Genomic DNA, 12870 nt, shown 5'->3' with positions numbered 1-12870 from the left:
TCACTTCAAGGAGAACACAATGTCCGCTAAAACTTTCGACGAGCGCATGGCTTCGATGAAATCGAAACGCACCCAGAACAACATGGAGGCAGGTCTCTACCACGCCAACATCAACGTCCTCGACGAGTCCACTCTCGAAGACGCGATGGAGCACCCAGAGAACTACCCCAACCTGACCGTGCGCGTGTCCGGCTACGCCGTGAACTTCGTCAAGCTCACCAAGGAACAGCAGCGCGACGTCATCTCGCGTACTTTCCACAAGATGGCATAACCTGCATCTTCAACTAAGTTAGGGGTATCACTGTGGCACAAGATGGTGTAACAGGCATTGTCACACTTTCACCGGAGGAAGGTGAGAAGGTCCGCGGAGTCGCCGCCGGAATCGGCGGGGACTTTGAAAGCGATGATTTCACTCGCCCGGAGCTGATGGAAGCGCGTCGCACCGGTGATATCGGGTTAGTCCACTCATGGGAATTGGTCACCGCCGTGGACGGGCCGGGTACCCGAATGACCATGTTCATGTCCGGTTGTCCGCTGCGCTGCCTCTACTGCCACAATCCGGACACGATGGAGATGAAAGAGGGCACCCTCGAAACCGTCGGTGACGTGGTCAAACGCGTCCTGCGGTACCGCCCGGTATTCAACGCTTCGGGCGGGGGTCTGACCATCTCCGGTGGCGAGCCACTCTTCCAGATCGCCTTTACCCGCCGCGTGCTCAAGGAAGTGCATGACGCTGGTGTGCACACCACCATTGACACCTCGGGCTATCTCGGCTCCCGCCTCACCGACGAGGACCTAGACAATATCGATCTGATCCTCCTCGACGTGAAATCCGGCGATGAGGAAACCTATAAGCGGGTCACCAGCCGCGAGCTGCAGCCCACCATCGACTTCGGCGATCGCCTGAACAAGATGGGCAAGAAGGTCTGGATTCGGTTCGTCCTGGTCCCAGGCTTGACTGATTCGGATGAAAACGTCAACAACGTCGCCGATATTGTGGAGAAGTGGAAAGACAACGTGCAGCGCGTTGAGGTCCTCCCCTTCCACAACATGGGCGCCGACAAGTGGCGCAACATCGGGTTCACCTACGAGCTCGAGGACGTGAAGCCACCGACGCTGGAGTCGACCGAGCACGTTCGCAACATCTTCCGCTCCCGCGGATTAACCACGTACTAGCGTCACCCCACAACCCGGTTGAAGGACAAAAGCCCTTCAGCCGGGTTTTGTGCGTGCTATGGTGATCAACACGTGACACGGGGTGCATTCCAACTGAAAGGAATGCTGAGATCACACCCGTCGAACCTGCTCTAGTTCGTACTAGCGAAGGGATAGTCCTGATGCTTCACCATGCCATGAAACTGGCCGTATTGTGCCACCGCGCTGAAAAGTTCGGGGGTCGTTCATGATTCCCCGCATCCTCTCGATCGCCGGCACCGACCCCACCGGCGGCGCTGGCGCCCAAGCCGACATTAAGTCCATCTCAGCTGCAGGCGGCTTCGCCTATAGCGTGATCACCTCGGTGGTGTCTCAAAACACCCGTGGCGTCACCGCGGTGCACACTCCCCCTCCTGAAACCCTGCTCAGCCAGCTCGCAGCCGTGCGCGACGACGTTGCCATCGACGCCGTCAAGATCGGCATGCTCGGCTCCATCGAGGTCACTGAGATCGTCGCTGCCTTCGTCGCAAAGCTTGACTGCCCCGTCATCCTTGATCCGGTGATGATTGCCTCCTCCGGCGACCGCCTCCTCGCTTCGGATGCGGAACAGGCCGTGTTGGCGCTCGCGCACCACGCCGATGTGGTCACACCCAACCTCCCCGAACTGGCAGTGCTGGCCGAGGAGCCCGTTGCTGACACCATCGAGGCTGCGATTGCCCAGGCCACCCGCCTTGCCGGGAAAATCAATGCGCTGGTGCTGATGAAGGGTGGCCACCTATGCGGCGGACAGGCAGATAATGCCCTGGTCAGCCCCGACGGGAGTGTTCATCGCATCCCCGTCAACCGGGTAGATACCTCGAACACTCACGGCACCGGTTGTTCGCTCTCTTCGGCGCTGGCGACCAAACTGGCCGCCGGACTGTCGCCGAACGATGCGGCTGAGTGGGCCACGCGCTGGATCCACGAGTCGATTCGCTACGCAGACGAGCTCCACATCGGCGACGGCAACGGCCCCGTCGACCACACGCACGCTTTACGACGAATGACTGCTGCCGCATCCACACGCCCGTGGGAACACTCGACTTCGGCCCCGACCGAAGCACGCCTCGCACCCGCCGGCCCTTACACCGAGCGCCTGTGGCAAGAATCCGCCCCATACCTGACGGACATCATGGCGCTGCCCTTCATCCACGACTTAGGCTCCGGCGCACTCCGCCACGCCGATTTCACCTTCTACGTGCAGCAGGACGCGCTCTACCTGAACCGGTATGCCACGGCGCTGCGCAAGCTGGGAGGCGACTGGGCGATTGATGCCGACAACGCCATCGAGGTCGAGCAGGACATGCATCGCACGTGGCTAGCCCACTCGCCTGCCGCTACCCTGTCGCCGTCTCCGGTCACGCGCGCGTATACGGATTTCCTGGTGGCCGAGACTCACGCCAAGCCCCAGGCCATCGGCGAGGCCGCTGTCCTGCCCTGTTACTGGCTCTACTTCGAAGTGGGGACGCGGCTTGCGGATCGAAATTCCGCCGAGCATCCCTACCGCAAGTGGCTGGATACCTATTCAGGTCCGGACTTCGAGAATTCGGCGCGCTCGGCAGTGCGGCGCATTGAGCGCACGCTCGAGCAAAGCCCAGAGCTTCTCGACGAGGCCGCGGAAGCATGCCGACTCGCGTCCCGCCACGAGGTGGAGTTTTTCGCCCAGGCTGATCGTGCCTGGGTCAGCAACTAGAAGCTCAGCTTGGCCGGCTTACGGAAGAAGGCGACGAGGAACTGGGAGCCCTCCTCGAGTGGCTTGAGGTCCCAGGACTCAAAGACATTCTCGGCCGTAAAACCGACGCGCCGAGCGGTGTCCATAAAGTCGTCGAATCCCCAGCCCCGTCCCGCACCGAAGCCCACGATGAACCTTCCGTCCTCGGCGAGTGCATCGTAGATATGCTGCAGCGCGGGTTCGCGGCCGGCCGGGTCGAGGAAGCCCATCACGTTTCCTGCGGATACAGCCACCTCGAAGTCGTTCTCGGCGATCGGATCGGCGCTCAGGTCACCGACGTACCAGGTCCCCTCGGGATATTTTTCCTTGGCTACACCGATCAGGATCTCGTCGATATCTGTGCCCACAACCTGGTGGCCACGCTGCGCTAAATATCCGCCGAGACGGCCTTGGCCACACCCTGCATCGAGGATCCTCGATTCGCGGTGGGGAGCGATGGCATCGATGAGGCGGGCTTCCCCGTCGATGTCGTGTCCCTGCGCGATCATGTTCTCCCAGCGCTGCGCGTAGTTCTGCGAATGGGCTGGGTTAGCTGAAGTGATTTCTTTCCAAGTGGGCATAGAATCCAGTATAGGCAGGGGTAGACTATGACAGGTTGAGCACCGCCTAGCCGAATCTTTTGGAAGGGATGACACATGCCACCTCGTATTCCGCGTGCAAACAAGCCGGTACGGCCAAACGAATCGGATGAGTCGCGTCCCTCCCACACCTATTCGGTGCCAGTTGAACGTGCAGTAGACCATTGTCGCGTCTTCCACGACGGATTGCGCCTGGCCGGTGAGTATCAGATCAGCGCGGCGTTGGACAAAGCTCGCGAGGTCGATACCGGATTTGTCTGGCTTTCCTTGCATGAGCCCAGCACCAAGCAGATGGAAAAGGTCGCCGATATCTTCGGCATCCACGAGCTGATTGTGGAGGATGCCGTCTCTGCTCACCAGCGGCCTAAAGTAGAGCGCTATAACGATCAGTTGTTTGTGGTCGTGCGTTCGGTGAAGTACATGGATGACGAAGAAGTCACCGATACCCGTCAGATCATTTCCACCGGCGAAGTCCAGATGCTCATCGGGCCCGATTTCATTGTCACGGTGCGCCACAACGCCGTGATGCCCCGGCTGGCCGCCGAGATCGATGCCGAGCCTGAGGTCGCAGCACTGGGCCCCGCCTCGATCGCATGGAAGATCGCAGACCACCTTGTCGACGATTACGCACGCATTACCGCCGAGCTGTCCGAGGACGTTGATGAGCTGGAAAACGAAGTCTTTACGCCTCGCAAAAAGATCAACATTGACAAGATCTACATGTATAAACGAGAGATCTTGGAGATGCGCCATGCTGTTGGCCCGCTGGGTCCGGCGTTACGCACCGGCATCTCGGCGAATAAGGATCTGCTTTCGAAGCAGATTCGGAGCTACTTCCGCGACGTCCAAGATAACGCGATGATCGTCAACGACCAGGTACATGGCTTCGACGAGCGGCTCTCCTCGCTGCTCGACGCATCAGTGGCCAAAGTGACCATGCAACAAAATACCGACATGCGCACCATCTCCGCAGTCGTCGGTATGGTCGCCGCCCCGACACTCATCGCGGGTATTTACGGCATGAACTTCGACAACATGCCGGAACTTCATTGGGAGTTCGGCTACCCGATGTCCTTGCTCCTGATGTTGGCGTTCGTGCTCGCCATGCTGTGGTGGTTCAGGCGCAACAACTGGCTCTAGCTCAAAGCCTCTAGCGCTTTTCCAACACCATCGTCCGCAGCTGGCAGACTGCGGCCAGCTTCTCATTATTTTTCAGTTCAATTCGCCACAGCTGCGTGCGCCGACCCAAATACACGGGCTCGCAGCGAGCGATGATGGTGCCAACGCTGACCGGACGCAGGAAATCCGCCGAGTTGTTGACCCCCGAGACCGGTGCATTGGCGTGCATTACCCCCGCGGTCGATCCCACAGTCTCACCGATCGAGGCCAGAACGCCGCCGTTGACGATCCCCGTCGGCTGCAAAATACCGTCGTGGACCTCGACCTCCGCCTCGACTAATTCCCCGCTGAACTGCGTGAATTTAAGTTCAATGTACTTGTCGAATGCGGGAAGAGCGGCATTCAGTTCATCCAACTCCGCAGCGGTTAATGGAGTTTCTTTCGCCCGCGCAAGCATTTCATAGTTCATGGTTGATAAGAATACACATTCGTAAGAACATTAAAGGTACTATTATTTGCCAAAACCTCCTGACACGTACCTTGCACATGCGTATGATTGAAATTATGACCACTGATAATCTCGCACAAATCGGCGTCGTTGGACTCGCAGTTATGGGCTCCAACCTCGCCCGTAATTTTGCCTCCCGCGGCCACAAAGTCGCTGTATACAACCGTACTTACGCTAAGACTGAACAGTTCATGGAAGACTTCGGCTCCACCGGCGACTTCGTTGCCGGCGAAGACATCCAGGAGTTCGTCAACTCCCTTGAGCGCCCCCGCAAGGCCATCATCATGGTGCAGGCTGGCCCTGCCACCGATGCCGTGATCAATCAGCTCGCTGATGCCATGGAAGACGGTGACATTATCATCGACGGCGGCAATGCACTGTTCACCGACACCATCCGCCGCGAAAAGGAAATGTCCGAGCGCAACCGTCACTTCGTCGGCGCCGGCATCTCCGGCGGTGAGGAAGGCGCTCTCAAGGGCCCTTCGATCATGCCTGGTGGCCCGAAGGAATCCTGGGAGACCCTCGGCCCACTCCTGGAGTCCATCGCAGCCCGCGCAGACGATGGCACCCCGTGCGTGACCCACGTCGGCCCTGACGGTGCCGGCCACTTCGTGAAGATGGTCCACAACGGCATCGAGTACGCAGACATGCAGGTCATCGGCGAGGCTTACCAGCTCCTCCGCTTCGGCGCAGGCTTCGAGCCAGCTGAAATCGCCGACATTTTCGCCGAATGGAACAAGGGCGACCTGAACTCCTACCTCATCGAGATTACAGTGGAAGTTCTCCGCCAGGTCGACGCCGAGACCGGCAAGCCACTCGTCGACGTCATCCTCGACGCAGCTGGCCAGAAGGGCACCGGTCGCTGGACCGTCAAGGAAGCCCTCGATCTGGGCATCCCAACCACCGGCATCGGCGAGGCCGTCTTCGCCCGCGCACTTTCCTCCTCCCTCGGCCAGCGCAAGGCGGCCCAGGGAAACCTCCCAACCGGCACCGTGCAGTCCTTCGAGGAGCTCGGCGTGTCCAAGGAGGACTTCGTCGAGGAGGTCCGCAAGGCCCTCTACGCCTCCAAGCTCGTCGCTTACGCACAGGGCTTCGACGAGATCAAGGCTGGCTCCGACGAGTACAACTGGGACGTCAACCCAGGCGACATGGCCATGATCTGGCGCGCAGGTTGCATCATCCGCGCGGCCTTCCTTGAGCGCATCAAGGACGCCTACGACAACAACTCAGAGCTCGAGTCCCTCTTGCTCGACCCGTACTTCAATGGCGAGCTCGAGGGCCTGATGGATTCTTGGCGCAACGTGGTTGTCTACGCAACCCGCCTCGGCCTGCCTGCTCCAGTGTTCACCTCCTCCCTGTCCTACTACGATTCGCTGCGCGCAGAGCGCCTGCCAGCAGCTATCGTCCAGGGTCAGCGCGACTTCTTCGGTGCGCACACCTACAAGCGCATCGACAAGGAAGGCACCTTCCACACCTTGTGGTCGGGAGACCGCTCCGAGGTCGAAGCCTAAAAGCATTTCGCTTGACGACGAAGCGCTCTGTGGAATCTCCCACAGGGCGCTTTTTAGTCGGAATATTCCCAATAGTTTCCAATGAAAATACCAAATAGTTAATGACCCGCCGGACCTGCTTTTGATGGACCCCCATTTTAAGCTGTAAGCTTCGGTAAATGACTACATTTGCCGACCTCGGCCTTCCACGGCCCATTGTGAACGTGCTTAATAAGCAAGGCATTACCGAGCCGTTCCCTATCCAAGAGGCGGCGATCCCTGACGCGCTCGCCGGAAGAGATGTCCTCGGACGCGGCCCGACCGGTTCGGGCAAGACCTTTACCTTCGGGCTGCCCATGTTGGCCCAACTCGCCGGAGCCCCATCACGGCCGGGTCATCCCCGCGCGATCGTCTTAACTCCCACCCGCGAGTTGGCTACCCAGGTAAGAGAGCGTCTCGACGAGCCCGCCGCCGCACTCGGCCTGCGCTTGTTGGACATCGTCGGTGGTGTAAACATCAACCACCACATCCGGGCGCTCGCCGCACCGGTGGATTTGCTCGTCGCTACGCCAGGGCGTGCCCAGGATCTGATTAACCAGAAGAAGCTCTACTTCGACCAGGTGGAAATCACCGCGATCGACGAGGCTGACCAAATGGCTGACATGGGCTTTTTGCCCCAGGTACGCAAGCTGCTCGACCTGACCCCACGCGATGGGCAGCGCCTGCTGTTCTCCGCAACGCTTGACGGCGACGTGGACAAGTTAGTCCAGCGCTACATGCACGATCCTGTCACGCACTCCACCGCTCCGGTGGAAGCGTCCGTGGACACGATGGAGCACTACCGCCTGCTGGTCACTGACCGCAACGAACGCGGCGATGTCGTCTTGAGCATCGGCGCTCGCGAGGGCAAGACCATCATGTTCATGCGCACCAAACACGGCGTGGACCGCCAGGTGAAGAAGCTGCGCCGCGTGGGCATCGACGCCCAGGGTATTCACGGCGACAAGAGCCAAGGCGCACGCACCCGCGCCCTCGAGGGTTTCGCGGACGGTTCCTCCCCAGTGCTCGTCGCCACGGATATCGCTGCACGCGGCATTGATATCGACGATGTCTCGCTCGTTGTCCACGTCGATCCCCCTGCCGAACACAAGGCCTACCTGCACCGCGCCGGTCGAACCGCACGTGCTGGCACCTCTGGCGTCGTCGTCACGCTTGTCACCGACGACCAACAAAAAGAAGTCGAAGCCCTCCTAAAAAAGGCAGGTGTGGATGCAAAACCGGTGCGGGTCACACCAGAATCCGACTCGTTGGCTAGAATTACGGGAGCGCGGGCACCCAAGGGGTCTCCGCTCCCTCCTCCCGGGCAGGCGGCGCAGCCAAAGAACAACACGAAACGTGGGAATTCCTCGAATTCCCGCAGGCAGGCGTCGGGGTCGAACCGTGGTAGGAATTACGGCCGTTCGAAATCCGGACGCCGCACACCCAGGAAAGACGGACGCTCGACTTAACTCCCCTGATGTGGCGTCAGATAACTAATGGACATAGCCTTATCTATTCTTGCGCTGGTCGGCTTCGTGCTGCTGACTGCCTCCACCGGTTTTTTCGTTGCAATCGAATTCGCGCTCACAGGCCTTGAGCGCTCAACGATTGACAACCATGTGAAAGAGAAAGGCGATCGTCGCGCCCACGCTGTGCAGCGCGATTACCAGAACCTTTCCTTTACACTTTCTGGCGCCCAACTGGGCATCACCGTCACCACCCTGGCCACGGGCTTCCTCGCGGAGCCTGTCCTGTCCCAATACTTCACGCCTTTGCTTGAACTCATGGGGCTGAGCGAAAGTGCGGCCAGCTCGGTCGCCCTGGTGCTTGCGTTAATCGTCGCGACGTTCTTGTCCATGGTCTTCGGCGAGCTGGTGCCCAAAAACTGGGCGATTACTGACCCGCTGAATGTCGCCAGGTTCGTGGTCCCACCTGTCAACGCCTTCAATACCGTGTTCAAGTGGTTTATCAACGCGATGAACACGTCCGCGAACTGGTTTGTGCGCAAGCTCGGCTTCGAGCCTTCCGACGAGCCAGCTTCCGCGCGATCCTCCCAGGAGCTCGGTGCCATCGTGCGCAACTCCGCTGAGGTCGGTGGCCTCGACGCCTCCACGGCCCGCGTGCTCGATCGCTCCCCGCAGTTCGGTGAGACAACCGCCGAGGTGCTCATGACACCGCGTTCCACCATCAACTCGCTTGATGTCGATGACACCGTTTCCGACCTGATCGCTCTGGCACGAGAGACGGGTCACTCCCGCTTCCCTGTGCGCCGCGGTGACCTCGACGACACGGTTGGTGTGGTGCACATTAAGGACGCCTTCTCTATCCCGAAGGAACTTCGTTCCACCACTCGCCTCGAGGGCTTGGCTAAGCCAGTGCCTTATGTGCCCGGCACCTTGGACGGTGACTCGGTGCTCAATAGCGTGCGCTCGGCTGGATCCCAGGTTGTCCTCGTTGCCGACGAATACGGCGGTACCCAGGGCCTTGTCACGATCGAAGATGTTGTCGAGGAGATCCTCGGTGAGGTCTACGACGAGTACGATGACGCTGAATCCGAACGAGACTTCCAGCGCTTCGGCGCCTCCTGGGAGATCGCAGGCTTGGTGCGCCTGGACGAGTTGCCAGAAAAGATCGGCTACACCTCGCCAGACGGGCCTTTTGAAACGCTCGGCGGGCTGATCATGTCGGTTAAGGGGTCGATCCCTCAGGTAGGCGACGTTGTTCTCCTACCGGAGACCGAGCACGATGCCCGTGAGGAATTTGAGTCCGGTATTCGTGGACGCTGGATCGCGCATGTCACCGTCATGGATGATCGTCGCGTCGACCGCGCCATCTTGACTCCGATCACCAATGAGCAGTCGGAGGAGTACAAGTAATGGGTATTTGGTCAACAATTCTGCTGATCGTGGCACTGCTCGCCGCGAACGGTTTCTTCGTTGCGGCTGAGTTCGCGCTGATCTCGTCGCGACGCGATAGGCTCGATGCCCTTGAAGCCCAAGGTAATAAGGGCGCAAAGCGCGTCATTAACGCCACGGAACACCTGTCGATCTACTTGGCCGGCGCACAGTTCGGTATCACCATCTGTTCGCTGGTCCTGGGACGTGTCGCGGAACCGGCTGTCGCCCACTTCCTCGAGACGCCATTTATCGCCATGGGTATTTCCGAGAACCTGATCCACCCGATCTCGTTCGTGATCGCCCTGGCCATCATCACCTACCTGCACATCCTGTTCGGCGAGATGATCCCGAAGAACATCGCCATCGCTGGCCCGGAGTCTCTGGCGATGTGGCTCACCCCTGCGATGGACGTCTGGATCAAGATCACAGGCCCCATCATTAACTTCCTCAACTGGGTTGCGCGCATGGTGCTCAAGCTGGTCGGCGTGGAGCAGAAGGATGAGCTAGATACCAGCGTCGACGAGGCCCAACTCGCTTCGATGATTCAGGAGTCCAGCAAGGAAGGTCTCCTCGATGCGGAAGAGACTAACCGCCTGCGCAAGGCCTTGATGACAGACGAGCTCAGCCTCAAAGACGTCATGATCCCGATGGACGACGTGGTCACCGTTTCCTACCGAGCGCCCGGCATTCCGATGCGCGAGCTCGAAGCCAAAGTGCAAGAAACCGGCTTCTCTCGCTTCCCCGTCTCGGGCGAATCCGGTTCCCTACTGGGCTATATCCACGTCAAGGATGTTCTCGATCTCCTCGATAACGAAGAAGACGCGCTCATCCCCTATGACCGGATCCGCCCCTTAAGTATCGTCGAGGGCACCGGTTCGCTCGACGATGCACTTTCCGCCATGCACCGCCGCAGCGCGCACATGGCGCAGGTCCGCGTCGACGGCGAGCTGATTGGCATCATCGCGCTTGAGGACTTGATCGAGGAATACGTTGGCACTGTCACCGACTGGACCCACGAGGATCCCCACTAGCATCGTGCGCGTTTTAGAACCTCAACAGTGGCAGGTGCTGATCGAAGAGCACCACGCCCGCGCAGCCCAATGGGTCGAGCCTCACCTGGCTCGGCGCGCACGTGGTGAAAATCATCCCGTCTGGGATTTCCTCTTCGAGTACTACAGTCTGCGGCCCTCTCACCTCTATCGGTGGTCTCCGGGCATGGACACCTGTCTGCTCGAAGCCCAGGAACTACCGCAGGCCCAGTGGCGCGATTATCTCCTCGACGAGAACAACTCCTTGAGCGTCGATGGCGCTGGTTTCCTTGCACGCCGCCGAGACGGGTTGGAAAAGATTCTCGACATTTTGCAGGGCACGACTTCGAACCCCGCCCAGTTTGATTGTTTCGGGCTGCACGAGTGGGCCATGGTATATCGCACGGATGCTCCGCGCCACGACCTTCCATTGCGACTTGGCAAGGAAGGCACGGAGGCAGTCGTCGATAAGCATCGTATTAAATGCACTCACTATGATGCGTTCCGATTTTTCACTACCCCCGCGCGCCCCCTCAACCTCACCGTCTTGACTCGTGAGTCTCAGGCCGTGTCAGAGCAGGGCGGCTGTGTGCATGCCAACATGGATTTGTTCAAGTGGGCGATAAAGGCTAGCCCTATTTTCCCTGGTGAGCTCGTCCTCGACTGCTTCGAGCTGGCCACAGACGCACGTCGTCTAGACATGGAAGCCTCACCGTATGACTGTCGGGATTTGGGCTTCGACGTCGTCGCGATCGAGACCCCGGAGGGCAAAGCGGAATACGTTTCCCGGCAGCGTGCTCTTGCCGATCGCGGAAAAGACCTGCGTGCCCGGCTTGTCAATCGCCTTGTGTTTGCTCTGAAATAGCTAAGATAGCCGTATGGCTCGTCATAGTAGTGGGAAGAATAATTATTCTCTGTCCGGTAACGCCCTTGCGGTGCTCGCGTTACTCGTGGTCCTTGTACTCCTAGCGGTGTGGTTTTTCTTCTTCCGCGGCAATAATGCTGGGGAGGAAACTACCGCGCAAGAATGCGTCTCCGGCGACCTCGAGGTCCCAGTTGCGGCCGCTAATGAAGAGGTCGCACAGTCGCTTATCGACGATTGGGCGGACTCTCAACCCGTCGTGCGAGACTATTGCGCGACACCGGTGTTGGTTGATTCCGTGGATCAAGCAGCCGTTTATATCGGTGCAAATAACCAGGTAACCGAGCAAGCCCTCTCCGAGGCGTCCCGCACCGCTTCGTCCTCGGAGCCCACCGCCGTAATCACCGAGGCCTTCGGCTTAGACGGCGAGTCCACCGCCGAGGCAGATCAGGTGAACTACTCCTCCGCACCTGATGCATCCGCCGCCGCGGCTGTTGCCACCGCGCTTGCTTCCGATGAGGCAGCTGCGGAAGCCGCGCTCGGCGGTTCGGGCGACGTGAACATCGCTCGCGCCGATGGAGAATCCGTGACGGCGATCGACGGGGCTGAGGTTACCTACTACGCCTTCCCGCTGAACGCGACCGACCAGGTCAACGAGGACCAAACTCGCGCCGGCAGCGCCCTGGCAGATTTCGCCTCCGAGAACTTCACCGGCGAAGCAGTAGAGTCCAATGCCTCAGAAAAGGTCCTCGCCGCCGCTTCCTCAGTAGTCGCGGGCTCGGTGAAGCCTTCTGCTGAAGCATCGCCATCAGAAGAACCTTCCGAGGAGCCATCCGAGGAACCTGCAGCTTCCAACGAGGCGCGCGACACCTTGTACCTCGTTGATACCTCCAATGCGATGGCGCCTTATTCCGATGCTGTAGCGGCGGCCGTTGGTGAGGCATCCAACGCTGTGATCGAGGGCGGCCACGAAGTGGCCCTCTGGAACTACTCTTCCCCGCTGAACCCTGGCGTGACCCAGAGCTGGCGTACAAACCTCCAATTCACCAGCGAGCCTGATGCCGTGGCTAACTCGGTAGAGCGCTTGGGTAATGCGGGCATGTCCAATACCCGCGAGTCGCTTCAAGCTGCGGTGAATGCTGTCGCTGGCTCTGAAGGCGACTTCCGCATCGTGTTGATCACCGCTGGTTCCGATGATGTCTACGACGATCAGTCTTATGTCGATCTACTCCAGCCACTACTGGACGAAGGCATTGAACTTGACGTCGTACACGTTGGCGACGCCGGCGTGGACTTGGGCATCAAGGAGCTCGCCACAAACGAGGTCACCGTAACCTCGAACGACGAGTTTGCCTCTGCAGTCTCCGCTGCTTCAGGGGTTTAACCAAGACAGAGCAAAAGGCCCGCTACCTCGACTGGGAGG

The 12870-nt window shown here is 59.6% G+C and carries 12 protein-coding genes and 1 riboswitch; of the genes, 10 read left to right on the top strand and 2 right to left on the bottom strand.

All coding sequences use genetic code 11. The features are described 5' to 3' along the window. Nucleotides 1–19: 19 nt before the first annotated feature. The 3 genes from grcA2 (at nt 20) to A37O_RS0100230 (ending at nt 2887) form a co-directional block, all read left to right on the top strand. Nucleotides 20–271, top strand: coding sequence for an autonomous glycyl radical cofactor GrcA2 (gene grcA2, locus A37O_RS0100240; RefSeq protein ID WP_018295478.1), 252 nt, complete (start codon nt 20–22; stop codon nt 269–271). Between the two features lie 32 nt (nt 272–303). Continuing rightward, nucleotides 304–1176 carry a pyruvate formate-lyase-activating protein gene (pflA, locus tag A37O_RS0100235; protein ID WP_018295477.1) on the top strand — a complete coding sequence of 291 codons (873 nt, stop codon included), beginning with the start codon at nt 304–306 and terminating at the stop codon, nt 1174–1176. Nucleotides 1177–1244: 68 nt separating this feature from the next. Further along, nucleotides 1245–1347: riboswitch (TPP riboswitch) on the top strand. A gap of 55 nt (nt 1348–1402) precedes the next feature. After that, nucleotides 1403–2887 (top strand): bifunctional hydroxymethylpyrimidine kinase/phosphomethylpyrimidine kinase, encoded by a 1485-nt coding sequence (locus A37O_RS0100230; protein ID WP_018295476.1) that lies wholly within the window; start codon nt 1403–1405, stop codon nt 2885–2887. On the opposite strand, the gene A37O_RS0100225 is transcribed toward A37O_RS0100230, so the two are convergent. Then, nucleotides 2884–3486: a class I SAM-dependent DNA methyltransferase gene (locus A37O_RS0100225; RefSeq protein WP_018295475.1), complete on the bottom strand. Its 603-nt coding sequence runs from the start codon at nt 3484–3486 to the stop codon at nt 2884–2886. The two genes, A37O_RS0100230 and A37O_RS0100225, sit on opposite strands and share 4 nt — an antisense overlap. A gap of 75 nt (nt 3487–3561) precedes the next feature. On the opposite strand from A37O_RS0100225, the gene corA reads away from it, so the two are divergent. Further along, a complete protein-coding gene (corA, locus tag A37O_RS0100220) occupies nt 3562–4644 on the top strand; it encodes a magnesium/cobalt transporter CorA (RefSeq protein WP_018295474.1) in 1083 nt (360 codons plus the stop codon). 10 nt (nt 4645–4654) lie between these two features. Here the strand turns inward: corA and A37O_RS0100215 are convergent, their stop codons facing one another. Further along, nucleotides 4655–5092, bottom strand: coding sequence for a PaaI family thioesterase (locus A37O_RS0100215; protein WP_026195994.1), 438 nt, complete (start codon nt 5090–5092; stop codon nt 4655–4657). 95 nt (nt 5093–5187) lie between these two features. Between A37O_RS0100215 and gndA the strand changes: the two genes are divergently transcribed. The 6 genes from gndA (at nt 5188) to A37O_RS0100185 (ending at nt 12831) form a co-directional block, all read left to right on the top strand. Then, nucleotides 5188–6642 carry an NADP-dependent phosphogluconate dehydrogenase gene (gene gndA, locus A37O_RS0100210; protein WP_018295472.1) on the top strand — a complete coding sequence of 485 codons (1455 nt, stop codon included), beginning with the start codon at nt 5188–5190 and terminating at the stop codon, nt 6640–6642. Nucleotides 6643–6800: 158 nt separating this feature from the next. Continuing rightward, complete coding sequence (locus tag A37O_RS0100205) at nt 6801–8129, top strand: DEAD/DEAH box helicase (protein ID WP_018295471.1); 1329 nt, start codon at nt 6801–6803, stop codon at nt 8127–8129. Nucleotides 8130–8156: 27 nt separating this feature from the next. Then, on the top strand, nt 8157–9536 hold the full coding sequence (locus tag A37O_RS0100200) for a hemolysin family protein (RefSeq protein ID WP_018295470.1): 1380 nt from the start codon (nt 8157–8159) through the stop codon (nt 9534–9536). Then, entirely contained in the window at nt 9536–10588 is a 1053-nt protein-coding gene (locus tag A37O_RS0100195; RefSeq protein WP_018295469.1) for a hemolysin family protein, read from the top strand. Before A37O_RS0100200 ends, A37O_RS0100195 begins: the two co-directional genes overlap by 1 nt. A gap of 4 nt (nt 10589–10592) precedes the next feature. Continuing rightward, a complete protein-coding gene (locus tag A37O_RS0100190; RefSeq protein ID WP_018295468.1) occupies nt 10593–11450 on the top strand; it encodes a hypothetical protein in 858 nt (285 codons plus the stop codon). 13 nt (nt 11451–11463) lie between these two features. Further along, nucleotides 11464–12831: a vWA domain-containing protein gene (locus tag A37O_RS0100185; RefSeq protein WP_156802447.1), complete on the top strand. Its 1368-nt coding sequence runs from the start codon at nt 11464–11466 to the stop codon at nt 12829–12831. Nucleotides 12832–12870 lie beyond the last annotated feature (39 nt).

It is taken from the genome of Corynebacterium lubricantis DSM 45231 (assembly GCF_000379425.1).
Lineage (GTDB): Bacteria > Actinomycetota > Actinomycetes > Mycobacteriales > Mycobacteriaceae > Corynebacterium > Corynebacterium lubricantis.
Note: the sequence above shows the minus strand (reverse complement) of the source record. Positions and strands in the feature narration are given on the sequence as shown.